General features: G+C 66.0%; 20 protein-coding genes. 10 read left to right on the plus strand and 10 right to left on the minus strand.

Annotation, left to right across the window (positions count from 1 at the left end; translation table 11 throughout):
• Positions 1 to 1,017, plus strand: a 1,017-nt coding sequence (locus RT567_RS05625; protein ID WP_313574928.1) for an ABC transporter permease, incomplete at its 5' end; no start/stop codon positions are given.
• A gap of 134 nt (positions 1,018 to 1,151) precedes the next feature.
• On the opposite strand, the gene rpsU is transcribed toward RT567_RS05625, so the two are convergent.
• Complete coding sequence (rpsU, locus tag RT567_RS05630; RefSeq protein ID WP_087139870.1) at positions 1,152 to 1,385, minus strand: 30S ribosomal protein S21; 234 nt, start codon at positions 1,383 to 1,385, stop codon at positions 1,152 to 1,154.
• Positions 1,386 to 1,574: 189 nt separating this feature from the next.
• On the opposite strand from rpsU, the gene RT567_RS05635 reads away from it, so the two are divergent.
• The gene (locus RT567_RS05635; protein WP_313574930.1) at positions 1,575 to 2,240 is read left to right on the plus strand and encodes a COQ9 family protein; all 666 of its coding nucleotides are present in this window, start codon (positions 1,575 to 1,577) and stop codon (positions 2,238 to 2,240) included.
• A gap of 116 nt (positions 2,241 to 2,356) precedes the next feature.
• Positions 2,357 to 2,710 (plus strand): endonuclease domain-containing protein, encoded by a 354-nt coding sequence (locus tag RT567_RS05640; protein WP_313574931.1) that lies wholly within the window; start codon positions 2,357 to 2,359, stop codon positions 2,708 to 2,710.
• A gap of 79 nt (positions 2,711 to 2,789) precedes the next feature.
• Here RT567_RS05640 and RT567_RS05645 read toward each other — a convergent pair whose 3' ends face one another.
• Together RT567_RS05645 and purE are read right to left on the minus strand one after the other, a co-directional pair.
• A complete protein-coding gene (locus tag RT567_RS05645) occupies positions 2,790 to 3,863 on the minus strand; it encodes a 5-(carboxyamino)imidazole ribonucleotide synthase (protein ID WP_313574932.1) in 1,074 nt (357 codons plus the stop codon).
• Positions 3,863 to 4,369, minus strand: coding sequence for a 5-(carboxyamino)imidazole ribonucleotide mutase (purE, locus tag RT567_RS05650; RefSeq protein WP_313574934.1), 507 nt, complete (start codon positions 4,367 to 4,369; stop codon positions 3,863 to 3,865). Before purE ends, RT567_RS05645 begins: the two co-directional genes overlap by 1 nt.
• 127 nt (positions 4,370 to 4,496) lie before the next feature.
• Here purE and RT567_RS05655 point away from each other — a divergent pair, with 127 nt between their 5' ends.
• A complete protein-coding gene (locus RT567_RS05655; protein ID WP_313574936.1) occupies positions 4,497 to 5,099 on the plus strand; it encodes a GGDEF domain-containing protein in 603 nt (200 codons plus the stop codon).
• A 43-nt stretch (positions 5,100 to 5,142) separates the two neighbouring features.
• Here the strand turns inward: RT567_RS05655 and RT567_RS05660 are convergent, their stop codons facing one another.
• The gene (locus tag RT567_RS05660) at positions 5,143 to 6,543 is read right to left on the minus strand and encodes an amino acid permease (RefSeq protein WP_313574938.1); all 1,401 of its coding nucleotides are present in this window, start codon (positions 6,541 to 6,543) and stop codon (positions 5,143 to 5,145) included.
• A gap of 386 nt (positions 6,544 to 6,929) precedes the next feature.
• Between RT567_RS05660 and RT567_RS05665 the strand changes: the two genes are divergently transcribed.
• The 4 genes from RT567_RS05665 (at position 6,930) to RT567_RS05680 (ending at position 14,100) form a co-directional block, all read left to right on the plus strand.
• Complete coding sequence (locus RT567_RS05665; protein ID WP_313574939.1) at positions 6,930 to 8,597, plus strand: amidohydrolase family protein; 1,668 nt, start codon at positions 6,930 to 6,932, stop codon at positions 8,595 to 8,597.
• A 76-nt stretch (positions 8,598 to 8,673) separates the two neighbouring features.
• The gene (locus RT567_RS05670) at positions 8,674 to 11,628 is read left to right on the plus strand and encodes a TonB-dependent receptor domain-containing protein (RefSeq protein WP_313574941.1); all 2,955 of its coding nucleotides are present in this window, start codon (positions 8,674 to 8,676) and stop codon (positions 11,626 to 11,628) included.
• 89 nt (positions 11,629 to 11,717) lie between these two features.
• On the plus strand, positions 11,718 to 13,508 hold the full coding sequence (locus RT567_RS05675; protein ID WP_313574943.1) for a DUF885 family protein: 1,791 nt from the start codon (positions 11,718 to 11,720) through the stop codon (positions 13,506 to 13,508).
• A gap of 118 nt (positions 13,509 to 13,626) precedes the next feature.
• Positions 13,627 to 14,100 (plus strand): Lrp/AsnC ligand binding domain-containing protein, encoded by a 474-nt coding sequence (locus RT567_RS05680; RefSeq protein ID WP_003165692.1) that lies wholly within the window; start codon positions 13,627 to 13,629, stop codon positions 14,098 to 14,100.
• Between the two features lie 43 nt (positions 14,101 to 14,143).
• Here RT567_RS05680 and RT567_RS05685 read toward each other — a convergent pair whose 3' ends face one another.
• The 4 genes from RT567_RS05685 to RT567_RS05700 all read right to left on the minus strand — a co-directional run bounded on the left by RT567_RS05685 (position 14,144) and on the right by RT567_RS05700 (position 15,822).
• Entirely contained in the window at positions 14,144 to 14,407 is a 264-nt protein-coding gene (locus RT567_RS05685; protein ID WP_313574944.1) for a hypothetical protein, read from the minus strand.
• 77 nt (positions 14,408 to 14,484) lie between these two features.
• Positions 14,485 to 14,709: a DUF465 domain-containing protein gene (locus RT567_RS05690; RefSeq protein WP_313574946.1), complete on the minus strand. Its 225-nt coding sequence runs from the start codon at positions 14,707 to 14,709 to the stop codon at positions 14,485 to 14,487.
• Positions 14,710 to 14,749: 40 nt separating this feature from the next.
• Positions 14,750 to 15,220: a TIGR02444 family protein gene (locus RT567_RS05695; RefSeq protein ID WP_313574948.1), complete on the minus strand. Its 471-nt coding sequence runs from the start codon at positions 15,218 to 15,220 to the stop codon at positions 14,750 to 14,752.
• Positions 15,217 to 15,822, minus strand: coding sequence for a UbiX family flavin prenyltransferase (locus tag RT567_RS05700; protein WP_313574955.1), 606 nt, complete (start codon positions 15,820 to 15,822; stop codon positions 15,217 to 15,219). The genes RT567_RS05695 and RT567_RS05700 overlap by 4 nt, the downstream gene beginning before the upstream one ends.
• A gap of 127 nt (positions 15,823 to 15,949) precedes the next feature.
• Here RT567_RS05700 and RT567_RS05705 point away from each other — a divergent pair, with 127 nt between their 5' ends.
• Positions 15,950 to 16,123, plus strand: coding sequence for a YdcH family protein (locus RT567_RS05705; RefSeq protein ID WP_125900050.1), 174 nt, complete (start codon positions 15,950 to 15,952; stop codon positions 16,121 to 16,123).
• 78 nt (positions 16,124 to 16,201) lie between these two features.
• On the opposite strand, the gene RT567_RS05710 is transcribed toward RT567_RS05705, so the two are convergent.
• The gene (locus RT567_RS05710; RefSeq protein WP_313574949.1) at positions 16,202 to 16,867 is read right to left on the minus strand and encodes a cell cycle transcriptional regulator TrcR; all 666 of its coding nucleotides are present in this window, start codon (positions 16,865 to 16,867) and stop codon (positions 16,202 to 16,204) included.
• A 216-nt stretch (positions 16,868 to 17,083) separates the two neighbouring features.
• On the opposite strand from RT567_RS05710, the gene RT567_RS05715 reads away from it, so the two are divergent.
• Entirely contained in the window at positions 17,084 to 17,755 is a 672-nt protein-coding gene (locus tag RT567_RS05715) for a beta/gamma crystallin-related protein (RefSeq protein ID WP_313574951.1), read from the plus strand.
• Positions 17,756 to 17,813: 58 nt separating this feature from the next.
• Here the strand turns inward: RT567_RS05715 and RT567_RS05720 are convergent.
• Positions 17,814 to 18,002, minus strand: a 189-nt coding sequence (locus tag RT567_RS05720) for a zinc-binding dehydrogenase (RefSeq protein WP_313574953.1), incomplete at its 5' end; no start/stop codon positions are given.

The raw sequence follows: 18,002 nt of genomic DNA on the forward strand, positions 1-18,002 counted from the left end.
ACGGCCGCCACGCCGGGCGAGGCGCGCGACGCGCTGGCCCGCCGCTATGTCGACAAGGACGCGCCCGAGGGCGAGACGCTGAACGCCGTGGTCTTCCTGACCGAGGTCGAGGGCAAGCCCGGCGCCCGCGTCTGGACCGGCCGCGCCACAGACGATGTTGTCGAGGACGCCATCCGCGGCGCCCTGAAATCCGCCAACCGCAGCCGCGTCTTCGTGGCCAGCGGCATCGACCCGGCGGTGGTGTCGGATACGGAGACGTTCCGGCCGGAGGTCTCGGTCTTCTCGCCGCGCGCGGCCTCGGGGGGCGAGGTGTCGTTCCGCGACAAGCTGCCGGTGATCGTCGGTCTGGCGGTGGGCTTCATCCTGTGGTCGCTGATCATCACCGGCGCCTCCATCCTGCTGAACAGCGTGATGGAGGAGAAGTCGAACAAGATCCTGGAGGTGCTGCTGTCCTCGGCCTCCGCAACCGAGATCCTGGCGGGCAAGGTGCTGGGCGTGGCCCTGCTGACGCTGGCTGTTCTGGGCGCCTGGGGCGGCATCGGCGCCATCGGCCTGATCGCGACGATGCCCGATGTGGCGCGGGACATCGGTTCGGTGCTGCTGACGGACGGTCTGTTCGTCTACTTCCTGCTGTTCCTGGTCGGCGGCTATCTGATGTATGCGGTGCTGTTCGCGGCCATCGGCGCCTTCTGTGACACGCCGCGCGACGCCCAGACCCTGATGGGGCCGATCATGATGGTGCTGGTCGTGCCGATTCTGGTCATGCAGATGGCCATCCGCACTCCGGACGCCATGGTGGTGAAGGTGATCAGCCTGATCCCGCCCTTCACCCCCTTCGTCATGGCCGCGCGCGCGCCCAGCGGACCGCCCCTGATCGAGATCATCGGCGGCCTGATCGGCATGTTCCTGTTCGCGGCCCTGATGGTCTGGGCGGCGGGCCGCGCCTTCCGCGCCGGCGCCCTGTCGGACGTGAAGCTGAGCTGGAAGAGCTTCATGGGCGCCGTGACGGGGCGGTGAGGTTCAGGGGAGGGAGGCCTTGCCTCTCTCCCGCTCATCCCGGCGATTGCGGGGAGAGTGAAGGCCAGCAGACAAAGAAAAAGGCCGCCCCGGATGTTCGGAGCGGCCTTTGATCTTTCAGGCGTCAGCGGGTCTTAGCGACCGCGACCCTTGGGAGCCGGCAGCAGGCCCTCGCGCTGGGCGCGCTTGCGAGCCAGCTTGCGGGCGCGACGGACAGCTTCAGCCTTTTGACGGGCGCGCTTTTCCGACGGCTTTTCAAAGTGCACGTGACGCTTCATTTCGCGGAAGCTGCCTTCGCGCTGCATCTTCTTCTTCAGGGCTTTCAGCGCCTGATCGACATTGTTGTCGCGGACAAAAATCTGAACCAGGGGTCTCTCTCCTTTGGCCGCCCGCCGCGTCCTTTCCAAGGGAGACGGGCAGACAAAACAAAACCACGCTCGAGAGGAGGCCTCCCAAGTGAAGGCGCGCTGATACATGATCGGGGGGGGCGTGTCCAGATCGTCGCGCCTAATCGTGATGGGTCGAAACGCCCGCCGGATGGGCGTATCGTGGCGCTCATGACCGAGACAGCCGAGACCGCTCCGAAAGGCGATTGGGCCGACCGCACAGAACAGGCTGTTCTGGATGCGGCCATAGAACGCGCGCCCGCGCTGGGCTGGAACGCGCGCCTGACGCGCGCCGCGTGCGAGGCGTGCGGCCTGTCGCTGGGCGACCAGGAATTGCTGCTGCCGAACGGCCCGCGCGACCTGGCGGTCCTGCTGTCGCGTCGTCACGACGCCCGCGCCCTGAAGGCGCTGGAGGCGACGCCCGCCGCCACGATGAAGATTCGCGAACGAATCGCCGCCGCCGTCTCGGCGCGGATGGAGGCGGGGGCGCAGGACATCGAGGCGGCCAAGCGCTGCGCGGGCTTCCTCAGCCTGCCGACCAACGTCGACCTGGGTTTCAAGCTGGCGTGGGAGTCGGCGGACCATCTGTGGCGCTGGGCCGGGGATACGGCGACGGACCAGAATCACTACTCCAAGCGGGCGATTCTGGGCGGCATCCTGATTCCCGCCCTGACCATGCGCTGGTTTGACGGCCGCGAGGCGGCGGAGGGCTTCGTCGCCCGCCGCATCGAAAACGTCATGGCCTTCGAGAAGTGGAAGGCGGGCAAGGACTTCGACGCGCCGGTGCGGACGATCACCGACGTGCTGGGCCGGCTGCGATACGGCCAAAAGGCCTAACTTCCCTCTCCCGATGGGAGAGGGCTTGAGCCTCCAAGAGCCGTAGGCGATTGTCTAGGCGAAAGGGTGAGGGTTCCCGGCTTGCCGTTGTTTGTCACGGCACGCACACTCCTCGTATGACGTCACCGCGAACAGACCGTGCGCGTGGGTTGCGCCAGTTTTCCGGCTGCGCGGAGGAGCGTGTCTGGACGATTCTGCGGGGCGGAAAGGTCGACGGGCACCAGTTCCGCCGCCAGCATCCCGTCGGCCCCTATTATGCGGACTTCGCCTGCGACCGGCTGCGCCTGATCATTGAGATCGATGGCGGCGTGCATCGTCTGGATGAGGTGGCGGCGCGTGATCTTGAGCGGCAGCAGGTGCTTGAGGCACTGGGCTGGACGGTAATCCGCGTGACCAATGATCAAGCGTGTGCGGAGCCGGAGTTATTGATCGAAGCGGTGAAGTCGCACGCGCGGCGTCTCAACGGCTGAGCGTCGACCCTCACCCTTTCGCGCAAGAACGATCGCTGCGCTCTCGTGCGCTAAAACCCTCTCCCATCGGGAGAGGGTTTTAGAGAATCCGGTTGATGTGGGCCATCTTGCGGCCCGGGCGGGCGTCGTGCTTGCCGTAGAGGTGCAGGCGGGCGTCAGGCTGGGCGGCCAGCACGCGCCAGTCCTCGACCTCGTCACCCAGCAGATTGGTCATCTCGATGCGGGCGTGGGCTTGCGTCGGGCCCAGAGGCCAGCCGATGACGGCGCGGACGTGCTGCTCGAACTGGTCGCAGACGCAGCCGTCCTGGGTCCAGTGGCCGGTGTTGTGGACGCGCGGGGCGACCTCGTTCACCAGTAACTCGCCGTCGCCCATGTCGAACAGTTCGATGCCCATGACGCCGATGTAGTCGAGGCCGTCCAGAACGGCGGCGGCGATCTGTTCGGCGCGGCCTTGCGTGGCCGGGTCGACGGCGGCGGGAGCGGTGGTCGTCTTCAGCACCCCGTTCTGGTGGACGTTCTCGCCCAGGGGATAGACGGCGACCGCGCCGTCGCGGCCGCGCGCGGCGATGACCGACAGCTCGCGCTGGAAGACGGCGGCGGCCTCCAGCACGGCGGGGCGGCGGCCGATGGCGTCGAAGGCGGCTTCGGCCTCGGCGGCGTCGCGGATCCAGACCTGGCCCTTGCCGTCATAGCCCTCGCGCCGGGTCTTCAGCAGGGCGGGCAGGCCAAGCGCCGCGATGGCGTTGGTGAGGTCATCCAGCGTCGTGACTGAGGCGAAGGCCACGGTCGGGGCGCCGACGGCGTTCAGATAGATCTTCTCGTCCACCCGGTCCTGGGCCACGGCCAACGCCGTCGGTCCCGGCGCGACTAGGGCGCCCGCTTCGGCCAGGGTCTCGACAGAGGCGGCGGGGACGTTTTCGAACTCGAAGGTGACGACGTCGCACAGGCGGCCCAGCGCCTGCAGGGCGTCGGGGTCGTCATAGGGGGCGGTGATCTGGGCGCGCGAGACGCGGGCGGCGGGGCTGTCGGGCTGGGGATCGAGGATCACCACGTCGAAGCCCAGGCGCGAGGCGGCCTGGCTCAGCATCCGACCCAACTGGCCCCCGCCGAGAATACCGAGGGTCGAACCGGGGGGCAGGGGAAGATCGGGCATCAGTCCTCGACGCTTTCGGCGACGGATTCGGTCTGGGCGGCGCGGAAGGCCGACAGGCGCTTGGCCAGGGCGGGATCGGACAGGGCCAGGATCTGCGCCGCCAGGATGCCGGCGTTCGCGGCGCCCGCGTCGCCGATGGCTAGAGTGGCGACGGGCACGCCGCCGGGCATCTGGACGATGGACAGCAGGGAATCGAGACCCTTCAGCGCCTTGGACTGGACCGGCACGCCCAGCACCGGCAGATCGGTCATCGATGCGGCCATGCCGGGCAGGTGGGCCGCGCCGCCTGCGCCCGCGATGACGACCTTGAAGCCCTTGTCCTTGGCCGTCGTGGCGAAGTCATAGAGGCGCTGGGGCGTGCGGTGCGCGCTGACGACCTTGGCCTCCCAGGCGACGCCCAGCTGATCCAGGCGGTCGGCGGCCAGCTTCATCGTGGGCCAGTCGGAGCGGCTGCCCATGATGATGGCGACAGGAGGCGTCGTGGCCGGCGGCGTGGAGGCGGTCATGCGCAAAGGCTCCCCAAGCGGAAAGCGGCCCGTTACAGCACCCGCGTTGCGCCCGCAACCGAGGACGCTAGACTCATGGCTGTCGCAGAGCCTTGAGTCGGCTGGAAATGCGACGCCGGAGCCCGACTTGAACCACCTGGCCGATCAGACCATTGCTCCGGTTTCGGACGACGAACTGCGCGACGAGATCGCGCGCCTGCGCGCCGAGGTGGCGGCCTTGACCGACCGGGCCGAGCGAGCCGAGGCCCTGGCGGATCATGACGTGCTGACGCCCGCGCTGAATCGGCGCGGCTTCATGGCGGTGCTGAGCCGGAACCTGGCCTACTGCCGTCGCCACGGGGTCGAGGCGTCGTTGCTGTACCTCGATCTGGATGGCTTCAAGGGAATCAACGACAGCCTGGGTCATGCGGCGGGTGACGCGGCCCTGATCGCTGTGGCCGAGCTTTTGCTGGCGAACGTGCGCGAATCCGACGCGGTCGGCCGCATGGGCGGGGACGAGTTCACCGTGATGCTGATGAACGCAGGCGCCGAGGAAGGGCGCGAGAAGGCGCGGCGGCTCAGCGCGGCGCTGGAGAGCGAAGGCTTCGTCTGGGACGAGGCGCGGGTGGCGCTGGGCGGCTCATTCGGCGTGCGCGCCTATGCGGCTCAGACGGACGCGGAGGTCTGGCTGTCCGAGGCTGACGCGGCCATGTGGCTGAGGAAGAGGGCGCGGCCGGAAGCGACGCGCTGACGAATTGAAAAGGGCGCCGAGGTCAGCCTCGGCGCCCTTTGCTTTAGCCGTTCAGCAGGCTGTTGCGGCGGCTGTACAGCAGATAGACCGCCACCCCGATCACGTTCCAGATGACGAAGTTGATCTGGGTCGAGGCCGGCAGGCTGAAGAACAGATAGACGCAGCCGGCGATGGCCACCGGCCCGACCAGCCACCACACCGGGGCGCGGAAGACGCGCGGACGGCCGGGTTCGCGACGACGCAGCACGATCAGGCACAGGCCGACCGAGGCGAAGGCCACCAACGTCCCGGCGTTGGCCAGGGCGGCCAGGTCGCCTAGCGGGATGAAGCCGGCGATGATCGCCATCAGCACCGCCGTACCCGCCGTCACGCGCACGGGTCCGCCCGACCGTTCGGACACATGGGCCAGGCTGCGCGGCAGCAGGCCGTCGCGCGCCATGACGAAGAAGATGCGGCTCTGGCCGAACATGAAGGCCAGGATGACGGTGGGCAGGGCGACGACCGCCGCGCCCGCGATCAGGGTGGCCCATAGGTCCGACCCGACGGTGCGAATGATGTGCGACAGGGGCTCGGGCGACTTCATGAAGTCGGTGAAGGGCATGGCGCCCAGGGCGGCGATGGCCACGGCCATGTAGATGATGACGCAGGCCACCATCGAACCGATGATGCCGATGGTCAGGTCGCGAGCGGGATTGCGGGTCTCTTCCGCGGCCGTGGCGACGGCATCGAAGCCGTAGAAGGCGAAGAAGATGATGGCCGCCGCCGCCATCACGCCCATCTCGGCGCCGATGCCGTGCGAGAAGCCGTAGGGCATGAAGGGCTTGAGGTTGGCCGGGTTGAAGTGGGGCAGGGCGATCGCCACGAAGGCGATCAGGGCGGCGATCTTGACCACCACCAGCACGGCGTTGATCGAGGCGCTTTCCTTGGTGCCGGCGACCAGCAGACCCGCCACGGCGGCGACGATGATCACGGCCGGCAGGTTGACGATGCCGCCCTGCGACGGGGCGGAAGTCAGCATGGCGGGCAGGCCCATGCCGATGCCCTCCATCATGCCCGAGAAATAGCCCGCCCAGCCCACGGCTACGGCCGAACAGACGACGGTGTATTCCAGGATCAGACTCCACCCGACCATCCAGGCCGCGCCCTCGCCCAGGGTGGTGTAGGAATAGGTGTAGGCCGAGCCTGACTCCGGGATCATGGTCGCCAGTTCGGCGTAGGCCAGGGCGGCGCAGACGCAGACGATCCCGGCGATGACGAAGGCCAGCATGACCGCCGGTCCGGCCCGTTCAGCTCCGACACCGATCAGGGTGTAGATGCCGGTGCCGACAATGGCGCCGACGCCCAGTGCGACCAGATGCGGCCAGGAGAGGGTGGGCTTGAGCCCGTTCGCCTTGGGCGCGCCTCCCAGCACAGGCAGGGCCTTACGGCGTGTCATGAAACTCATGCATCTCCCCCCAGACAGTCTTCGGTAGCGAATGTAAAAATATTCGGAATAACAGCGTTTTTCCGTAGCATTCTTGGTTCTGCCTCGGGGTGACCAAGCTGTACGGCAGCAGAAAAAACGACCGCAGAAGGGCGCTTCATATCCTGATCATTAGATCATAAATTCAGATTTGCCGCAGAAACAACGCTTCTATCCTGCATTTGACTCAAAAATGCATATTTCGAAGATGACTCAGTTTTTTGATCCTGGTGTGAATTTAATTCCGTCGTATCGCCAATATCCGAAACTCATGCTTCCTGCGGGGTGCTAGCGATTTAAAGACCGGCCTTGGCGCCGGACAGGCGCTAGCAGGGGCTTCGGCCCCCAATCTTGGGAGGGATTGCAGCTTGCGGACGACGGTTGGGGTGAAGGCTATCTTCAAGGGCGCCGGTGCGGCGTGTGCGGCTGCGCTGCTGTTGGCGGCAGGGACGCCGAGCGTGGTTGCGGCTCAGGCCCAGACCCAGGCCGCGCCCGCGCGCGCCACGCTCAACCCTGCGCCGCCGCGACGCGCCGACGAGGGTTTCGGCCCATATCCGTTGATGGTGGTGCGCGGCGCCATGTTGATCGACGGCACGGGCGCGCCGCCCATGGGGCCGGTCGACATCGTCATCGAGAACGACAAGATCACCGACGTCATCCAGGCCGGATGGCCGGGGATGCCGGAGCAGGAGAACCGCCGGCCGCTGAACGCCGCGCATGAGATCGACGCGCGCGGCATGTACGTCATGCCCGGGTTCGTCGACGCCCACGCTCACGGCGGCAGCCCGCAGAAGGCGCCGGACCTGGAGTATGTCTACAAGCTGTGGTTGGCGCACGGCGTGACCACGGTGCGCGGCGTCAGCCTGGCGCCGCACGACATCGCCGTGTCGGAGAAGGCCCGTTCGGCGCGCGGCGAGATCGTCGCGCCGCGTATCTACAACTATCAGACCCTCGGCTCGGGCTGGTCGCGCGGCCGTATCCGCAACCCCGAGATGGCGCGCGAGTGGGTGCGCTGGGGCGCGGCCAACGGCGTGGACGGGATCAAATTCTTCCTGCGCGGCGACGAGACGCCCGAGGTGGTCCTGGCCGCCATCGACGAGGCTAAGAAGAACCACATGGGCACGGTGGCCCACATCGCCCAGCCGGGCGTGGCCCAGTTGAACGCCGAACAGCTGGCGGCGGCGGGCCTGGGGACCATCACCCACTTCTACGGCCACTTCGAGTCGCTGTTGGGCGGGCGGACGATCCAGGACTATCCGACCGACTACAACTTCTACGACGAGCAGAAGCGCTTCGGTGAGGCGGCCGAGATCTGGGACGAGGTCGAGCCGGGCTCGGCGGAATGGTACGCCTATCTGGAAGCGCAGAAGAAGGCGGGCGTCGTCTTCGATCCGACGATGACCATCTATGCGGCGTCGCGCGATCTGATGCGGGCGCGCAATGCGCCCTGGCACCAGACCTATACGCTGCCGGCGCTGGCGGACTATTTCCAGTCCACGCGCGACAATCACGGCAGCTATTTCTTCGACTGGACGACCTCGAACGAGGTGGCGTGGCGCCGCTTCTACGAACGGTTCATGCGGCTGGTGAACGACTACAAGAAGGTCGGCGGCCGGGTGACGGTGGGGTCGGACTCGGGCTTCATCTGGAAGCTGTACGGCTTCGGCTACATCGAGGAGCTGGAACTGCTGCAGGAGGCGGGCTTCCACCCGCTGGAGATCGTGCGCGCTGCGACGATGGACGGGGCGACGACCCTGGCCGAGCCGACCGGCAAGGCGCCGACCTTCGGCATCGTGCGGCCGGGCATGAGCGCGGATCTGGTCATCACGACCGAAAATCCGCTGGCGAATTTCAAGACCTTGTACGGCACCGGACATGAACGCCTGAGCCCCGAGAACCGCATCGAGACGGTCGGCGGCGTGCGTTGGACGGTGGCGCGCGGGGTCGCCTACGACGCGCCGGCCTTGTTGGCCGACGTGCGGGCGATGGTCGATCGGCAAAAAGCCGAACGAGGGGAGGCGCAAGGAGGGCGCTGATCCAAAGCAGTGACGCAGGCGACGCCGAATGGGGACGGCCCGCCTGGGTTTCAGATCAAAAACGAGGGGTGATCGAATGAGACTGTCTGCGTACCTGAAGACCGGCACGATTATCGCCGGTCTGGCCGTCACGGCCGCGGCCGCCGCCCAGCCTGCCTGGGCTCAATCCGAAACGCCGGCCTCCGAGCCGGAAGCCAGCGCCGTCGCCGACATCGTCGTGACGGGTTCGCGTATCCGCCGTCCGAACGTCGAGGCGGCGACGCCCGTCAACGTCGTCGACGCCCAGGAGATCGAGAACACCGGCGTCACCAACCTGATCGACGCCATGTCGCGTCAGCCGCAGGTCGGCCTGGGCTCCTCGGCGTCCAGCACGACCAACTCGGTCGCGGGACAGGGGCTGGCCACGCTGAACCTGCGCAACCTCGGATCGAGCCGCACCCTGGTGCTGGTTAACGGCCGCCGCCATGTCGCCGGCACGGCGGGCACCAGCGCGGTGGACGTGAACTCCATCTCGAAGACGACGATCGCGCGCATCGACACGGTGACGGGCGGCTCTTCGGCGGTCTACGGCGCGGACGCCGTGGCCGGGGTGGTCAACTTCATCACCAAGCAGGATTTCGACGGCATCGCCATCCAGACGCAGTATGGCTCGGCCGACGGTCCGAACACCTACTACGGCTCGGTCGCCGTGGGTCGGAACTTCAATGACGACCGGACCAACATCATGGGCGCGCTGACCTATGACAAGTCCGAGGGGCTGTTCCGCCACGAGCGCGACTACGCCATGAGCTCCCTGGCCGAAATCCCGAACCCGAACAAGAAGAGCGCCAACGACGGCCTGCCGTCCTTCATCATGGCGCGGGATGTCTACACCAACACCCAGAACGACTTCTTCACCCCGGTCATCGTCTCGCCGATCGGCGCCAACAAGGCCTTCGCCCTGACCTTCACGCCGGACGGCAAGCTGGTCCCGTTCGACCGCGGTCAAATCCTGTATGACGGCGCCGGACGCGAGCAGAAGCTGTCGATCGGCGGCGACGGCTTCAAGCTGCGCGACGACATGCTGCGCACCCCGGTCGAGCGTTTCGGCGGCGAGCTGCAGCTGCGCCACCAGTTCCAGCCCTCGGGCGACTTCATCAGCGAACTGAACCTGTTCGCTGAAGCCAAGTATTTCCACATGGAGGCCAGCAGCCAGGCGCGGAACGGCACCTTCGCCGACAGTTCGCCGGGCATGTCGACGGGCAACGCCTATCGTATCAAGGCGGATAACGCCTTCTTGCCCGATGAACTGAAGACCATGCTGGCGCAGGCCAATATGACGTTCTTCGACATCAGCCGGATCGACACCGACATCGGCATCCGCACCACGGAAAGCGTCTACGACACCACGCGGTTCGTGACCGGGGTGGACGGCGCCTTCAGCAACGGCTGGCGGTTCGAGGCCTACGTCAACTACGGCCAGACGGAATCGGAGTTCACCAACTTCGACCGCTTGCAGAAGGAGTTCTATGAGTCGATCGACGCCTGGCGCGATCCGTCGACGAACCAGATCGTCTGTCGCAGCGCGGATGCGCGGGCGCGGGGCTGTCAGCCGCTGAACCTGTTCGGGGCCTATCTCGGCTCTCAGGAGGCGATCGACTACTCCTATATCTACACCACCCGCAACGACCGTATCCGTCAGTGGAACGCGGTGGCCAGCGTCAACGGCGAACTGTTCTCCTATCCGTCGCTGTTCAGCGGCACCAGCCTGCCGGTCGCCTTCGCGGCGGGCGTGGAATGGCGCAAGGAAGCAAGCACCTCCGTGCCGGACATTCGTTCGCAGAGGGCGCTGATTTTCCAGAACACCCAGGCGAGAACCGAGGGCGCCTATGAGTCGAAGGAAATCTTCGGCGAGGTCAATCTGCCGCTGCTGGCCGATGTGCCCTTCATCCAGTACCTGGACCTGACGGCGGCCTATCGCTTCCAGGACTACACCACCACGGGCGGCGACAGCAGCTATGGCCTGGGCATGGAGTGGACGGTCGACCGCAACATCCGTTTCCGCGCCAACTACGCCAAGGCTGTGCGTGCGCCGAACATCAGCGAACTGTTTGACGGCGGCAGCGAAGGGTTCGCCCTGTTCGACGATCCCTGCGACGCGACGCGCTTGAACCTGGGCAACTATCCCGCCAACCGTAAGGCCAACTGCGCGGCCTTGGGTCTGTCGCCGGAGTTCACCCAGTCGATCGCGACCAAGCCGTCCGTCAGCAAGGGCAATGCGGACCTGAACCCGGAAGAAGGTGAAACCCTGACCCTGGGCGTCGTCCTGACGCCGACCTTCCTGCCGGGCCTGGCGGTCACTGTCGACCACTACGACATCAAGATCAGCGACGTCATCGCCTCCTTCGGCGCTCGCACGATCATCAATAACTGCGTCGACAGCCCGACCCTGACCAATCCGTTCTGCGGCAATGTCATGCGCGGCGCCGACGGCAACATCAGCCGCGTCATCAACCAGGTGATGAACGTCGCCGAGTACACCAACTCGGGTTGGGACGTGACGGCGTCGTACCGCACGGACCTGGAGGCCTTGGGCCTGCCGCCCTACGGCTCTCTGTCGTTCAACGTGGCGGCGGGCTTCCTGGACGAGCTGACCTATGATCCGGTTCCGGGCGACGCCAGCGTGCGCGACGAACAGGCCGGCGAGGCGCCCAATCCCAAGCGTCGCGTCAACTTCCGCGTGTCGTGGGACTATGACAAGCTGTCGCTGTCCTACGCCAACCGGTACCTGAGCAGCGTCGTGCGCAGCAATCAGGACTCTGTCGGCTCGTATGAAGTGTGGAAGGCTCCGTCGTGGACAACCCACGACCTGCGCGCCGAGTATCGGTTCGACCGCTTCTCTGTCTTCGGGGGTGTCAACAACTTCACCGACGAAGATCCGCCGCAGACGCCGTTCACCTGGACTGGAACGTCGTTATATAACGGCTTCAACGCCAGCATCTATAACAACCTTGGCCGTTACGTGTACATTGGCGTGAACGCCCAGTTCTAATCCAGAATGGGAAGCCGTCCGGTCTCGGGCGGCTTCTCACCTTGGAGACGCTCCAGGGCGTCTGACTTTGTTTTTGGGGGAGAGAGACGATGAAGACCCTGACCGCATACAGCGCTATCGCCGCCGCCGTCGGCCTGGCCTTCACCGCCGCCCCGACGCCGACCTTCGCCCTGGCGGCGAGCGCCGTTTCAGCCGCTGCGCCTTCGGCGCTGGACGCCCAGTTCGAGGCTATCGCCGCCGAGGAGTGGGCCTGGCGTCAGAAGGAGATGCCTTCGCGCGCCTCCAAGCCCAGCACCCTGCCGGACGTCAGCGCCGCCACCCAGCAGCGTCGTCTGGAGTATTGGACCGCCATTCAGCGTCGTCTCGAAGCCATTTCGCCCGAGCAGTTGTCGCCGAACCAGCACACCAACTACGCCGTTTACAAGCACCAGATCGACAACTTCGTCGATGACGGCCGTCATCGCCTGTATGAGATGCCGTTCAACTCGGACAGCGCCTTCTGGTCGTCGCTGACGGGCATGGGCAATGCGACCTTCACCTCGGTCGAGGATTATGAGCGCTATTTGTCCCAGATGCGGGACGTGCCGCGCTATTTCGATCAGCAGATCACCAATATGCGCGCCGGTCTGGCGCGCGGCTTCACCCAGCCCAAGGCTTCTCTGGTCGGGCGGGACGTGTCGATCCTGGCGGTGACGGAACCGACGGACGTCACCCAGAACCCCTTCTACAAGCCCTTCCTGACCATGCCTGCGAACATGGCGGAGGCGGACAAGCAGCGCCTGCGCGCCGCCGCCGTGCAGACGATCCAGCAGCAGGTCGTGCCCGCGCACCAGACTTTGCTGGGCTTTATCCGCAATGAATATATGCCGGGGGCGCGCGAGACCCTGGGCGCCAACCGCCTGCCGGACGGCGACGACTTCTATCAGACGCAGATTCGCCAATACACCAGCGTCAACCTGACCCCGGACCAGATCCACGCCATCGGCCGCAGCGAGGTCGCGCGCATCCGCGCCGAGATGGAAACGGTGATGCGCAGCACCGGCTGGACCGGCACCTTCGCCGAGTTCATCCACTTCCTGAAGACAGACCCGCAGTTCCACTATGAGAAGCCGGAGCACCTGCTGTGGCACGGCGCCTGGGTCATCAAGAAGGTCGACGGCAAGATCGGTCAGTATTTCAATCTGAAGCCGCGTGACACCTTCAGCCTGATCCCCGTGCCGGACGCGATCGCGCCCTTCTATACGGCTGGACGAGGCGGCAACGGCGTCTGTCTGTTGAACACCTACGACCTGCCGTCGCGCCCGCGCTACAACATCCCGGCGCTGACGGTGCACGAGTGCAACCCCGGCCACGCCTGGCAGGGCAATCTGCGCCGCGAGCATGAGCCCATGCCCGACTATCGCGCCCAGACCTACATCTCCGCTTTCGGCGAGGGCTGGGCCCTCTACACCGAGAAGCTGGCCGTCGAGATGGGCATCTATGAAGACGCTTATGAGGACTTCGGCCGCCTGACCTATGAGATGTGGCGCGCGGCCCGTCTGGTCATCGACACCGGCGTCCACTCGCAGGGCTGGACCCGCGAGCAGGCGGTGGCCTTCCTGAGCGAGAACACCGCACTGTCGGACCATGAAGTCGGCACCGAGATTGACCGCTACATCACCTGGCCGGGACAGGCCCTCTCCTACAAGCTGGGCGAGATCGAGATTGTACGCCTGCGCCGTCTGGCCGAGGCGGAGCTGGGGGCTGACTTCGACATCAAGGCCTTCCACGATCATCTGCTGGCCATCGGAGTGGCCACCATTCCGGCCATGACCGCCGAGATGGAAGCCTTCATCGCCCAGAGCAAGCAAGCCGCAGCGGCGAAGCGTTCTGGGCAGTAATTGACACCGGGCCGACGTCGGAGGGCGTCGGCCTTCCATTGCTGACAGACGTGCGTTGCAGATCGCCGACGGCTTTGTCAGTGTCGGGATTCTGTAAAGCGTATAGGGGGAAGAGCGCATGAGCGCTGGGGAATACAAGCTGGACGACGCCGACCGCCGCATCCTGAGGGTGCTGCAGCAGGACGGGCGGATCACCAATCAGGATTTGGCGGCCGCCTGCAACATGTCGGCGTCATCCTGTTTCGAGCGCGTGCGGCGATTGCGTGAGCGAGGGGTGATCACCGGCTACACCGCCCTGATCGATCCCAAGTTCGCCGAGCGCGAGCTGCTGATCTTCATCGAGGTGCTGCTGGACCGCACGACCTCGGACATCTTCGACCAGTTCGCCGAGCGCATCCGCCGCTCGCCCGAGGTGCTGGAGTGCCACATGGTCGCGGGCGGCTTCGACTATCTGGTCAAGGTGCGGATGAAGGACATGGCGGCCTACCGCATCTTCCTGGCCGACACCCTGATCGTGATGCCGGGCGTGCGCGAGACCCGCACCTATGCGGTGATGGAAGAGGTCAAGGACACCTCCGTCCTGCCGCTGTAGGGAGGGTTGGCGGAGGCGGCCTAGTGCCGCCCCCGCAGCAGGTTCACCAGTAACCGCCGGGGCAACTGCCGACCGCCTCTAGCGTGTAGTAGGGCGAGGTGGTCCCGTGAACGGGCGCCGCGACGACGCGGCCGTTTGCGCAGCGATCGATATACCAGCCCACCTGAACCGTCAGCGTGGCGTCGCTGTAGAAGGTGCGATGGTACATGACGCCGGGGGACTGCGCCCCGGCTCCGACGGACAGCAATGAGGTCGCCGCCGCAACGGACGCCAGAAGCACGGCATTACGAATCTTACGCATACGCATCGGTTCTCTCCTGCCAGTGGGTGACGACGTCATCTCCACCGTTAATGACACAAGAGTCAATGACCGACGTTATGTGATTATGCGATGATGTCGGGCAGGATGCGATCCTGCAGCTTCACGATGTCATCGCGCAGGGCCAGCTTCTTGCGCTTCAGGCGGGCGATCATGAGTTGGTCGGGCGCGGGCAGAAGCGCCAGGGCCTCGATGGAGGCGTCCAGGTCCGCGTGCTCCTGCAACAGCTGGGAGAGCTGCGCGCGCAGTTCCTTGTCTTCTTCGGACAGGTAAGGTTCGTCGTCGTTCATGATCAGGCCCCGGACCGAGGGGATTATAGCTGAGCTGGGGTCAGGCCGGAAGCAGGTCGGCCAGGGTTCTGAGCGCCGGACGCGGCACGACGCGATCCCACAGGCGCGCTGCATCGGCCATGGCGTCGATGGACAGGCGAGGCGCGCCAGCCGGGACGGGAGACAGGGCTTCGAGCCCGTTCAGAAGATGGCGCTCTGCGGCCAGTTCGGCGGCCTTGACCTGTTCGCGCACGGCCAGGAGGGCGTCGGTCTCCAGGTCCGGCACGGGCGTCTTCAGCGTGCGGCGCACGGCGCGCAGGGGGGCGATGGTGGTGGTCTGCCAGGCGCGGGCGGTGTCGCAGGCGGCCTCGATGGTTTCTTCGTCGGGCCGGCGGCCCGTGGCGGCGGTCCAGGCGGCCCAGAGCAGCAGGGGCACGTTTTGCTCGTGATAGTCCTGAAGCGACAGGCAGGCGTCAGCCACGCCCGGCGCGGCGTAGGCGGCGCAGGCCCAGGTCCACAGATCGTCGCTCATGCCTCAGTTCCGCTCTTCAGGCCTTCCCAGCGGCGCACGGCCGACCAGTCCAGGCCGAAGACGTCCAGCGCCCGGCCGACCGATTGGTCGATCATCTGCTCCAGGCTGTCGGGTTTGGCGTAGAAGGCGGGCAGGGGCGGGGCGATGACGGCGCCCATTTCGGCCAGGGCCGTCATGGTGCGCAGGTGGCCCAGGTGCAGCGGCGTCTCGCGCACCATCAGCACCAGGGGGCGACGCTCCTTCAGCGTCACGTCGGCGGCGCGGGTCAGCAGGGTCGAGGTCACGCCGGTGGCGATCTCGCTCATCGTCCGCACCGAGCACGGGGCGACGATCATGCCCAGGGTGCGGAACGACCCGGAGGAGATGGTCGCTCCCACGTCGTTAAGCCGATGCACCACGTCGGCCTTGGCCGTCAGTTCGTCGGGGCTGAGATCCGTCTCCTGCGACAAAGTAAGCAGGGCCGCGCGGGTGACGACCAGGTGGCTCTCGACCCCCAGTTCGCGCAGGGCGTCGAGTACGCGCGCGCCATAGATGACGCCCGAAGCGCCAGAGATTCCAACGACTAGCCGAGAGGGCGCCGGCGCCCGAACGGTCGTGTTCACAACATCGGCCAAATTCGCCTCCAACCTGTCCGTGTCCGGAGCGGCGCGGGGTCACTGCAATGTGATTCCACACCCCGCCGAACCGGGCGCTCAGTGTAGTGGTCCCTTAGACATGGAGGCGCAAGCCATGACCATCGAGGCTCGTATTCGCGAACTGGGTAATCGGCATCGGTCGCTGGATGACACTATCCAGCAGGAGATGCGACGCCCCACCGCGGACCCGACACACCTCAGGGAGCTGAAGCAGCGAAAACTGCGACTTAAGGAAGAGATCAACAGTCTGGAAGCCCGAAGCCACTGACGGCTTCCCACCTGAAATGACGACGGCCCCGGAAGAGCGATCTTCCGGGGCCGTTTTGTCTTTGGTCGCTGACTGCGATCAGTCGCGCGAGCCGAACACCGACTCGGCGGTGGGTTCGGCGCCCAGGCCGTATTCTTCCTCGGGCTCTTCCAGGGCGGCTTCCGGCTCGACCTCGGGCTCGATGGGTTGCAGGACGCCGTTCTTGGCGTCGTCCTTGGCCTTCTTGTCAGCGGCCTTGCGGACCACTTCGTCCAGCTGCAGCTGGCCGGTCAGGCCCAGCGTCACCGGGTCGACGGGCTTGATGTTGGCCGAGTTCCAGTGGGTGCGATTGCGCACGCTCTCGATGGTGGCCTTGGTGGTGCCCAGCAGCTTGGCGATCTGGGCGTCGGTCACTTCCGGGTGGTTGCGGACGAACCACATGATGGCGTCCGGGCGGTCCTGACGACGCGAGACCGGGGTGTATTTCGGACCCGACTTGGCGGGCTTCAGCAGTTCGGCGTGGCGGCTGACAACAGCCTTCATGCGGTAGTTTTCGTCGTTCTGGGCCTTGTCCAGCTCTTCGCGGGTCAGCTGGCCGTTGACGATGGGGTCGGCGCCGCGGATGTCGCGCGCCACGTCGCCGTCGGCGATGCCGCGCACCTCAAGCGGGTGCAGGCCGCAGAAGTCGGCGATCTGCTCGAACGAGAGCGAGGTGTTGTCCACCAGCCAGACCGCGGTGGCCTTGGGCATCAGGATGTCGGTCATGGGCATGGATCCCGGCGGTTGCGGCCCGAAAAACGGGCGTTTGAATCGACGGCGCCCGACCTTTTCGGCCGGGCGCGAGAAGGCCTTTATAGGTGATCTCGACCGAAATGAAAACGTCGTCTGTCGTTGTCATACAGCGAAGGTTCATCTGTTGTGATGAACATTGGGGGCCAGGGCGCGTTGTGCGCCGAGAGAAACCTCGAAGGAGACCGTTTCATGAAGAAGTTCGTGATTGCAGCAGCGGGACTGGCCATGACGGCGGGGGGCTTCTCCGTCATCAACGTGAGCTCCGCGGAAGCTCAAATCCAGACGCGCGGCGCACCGCGCGGGTCGTATGCGCAGAGCTGTAGCGGGTCGTATGTGAACCAGGGGCGCTTGTACGCTGACTGCCGCGACCGTCGAGGCAATATGCGCGAGACCTCGATCGAGTTGGCGCGTTGTTCCAGCAGCGACATCGGCAACGATAACGGTCTGCTGGTTTGCCACAATCATCGTGGCGACTTTGAAGACAACAACCGTCCTGGCCGCCCCGGGCGTCCGGGCGGCGGCTGGGATGACGGTCGTCCGGGTCGCCCCGGCGGCGGTTGGGATGATGGCCGTCCTGGCAACGGCGGTTGGGGGCAATCCTCGATCACCGTCTATCGCGACGCCGATTATCGCGGTCAGTCGATGAGCTTCCGCAATGAGGTGCCGAACCTGCGCAACGTGGGCATGAACGACGCTATCAGCTCGATCCGCCTGTCGCGCGGAACGTGGGAAGTCTGCGAGGACGCCAACTATCGCGGCCGTTGCGAGATCGTCAGCGGCGACATGCGTAACCTGGGCAATACGGGCATGAACGACCGGATCTCGTCGCTGCGTCCGGCGCGCGGCGGCGGTCGCTGGTAAAAACACCGGCCTGTTCGAAAGGCGAGGGCGGGAGGCTGCGGCTTCCCGCCCTTTTCTTTTAGGGCAGCAGCACGACCTTGCCGACGTGGGCGCCCGCTTCCAGATGAGCGTGGGCGGCGGCGGCTTCGGCCAGGGGGAAGGTCGCTTCGACCTGGGCGCGAACGGCGCCGGACGCGACCCAGGGCCAGACCGTCGCCTCGACCGCAGCGGCCAGCAGGGCGGCGTCCATGCCCGCGCGATAACCCTT

The organism is Brevundimonas sp. (assembly GCF_032107865.1).
In the GTDB taxonomy this organism is placed as follows: Bacteria; Pseudomonadota; Alphaproteobacteria; order Caulobacterales; family Caulobacteraceae; genus Brevundimonas.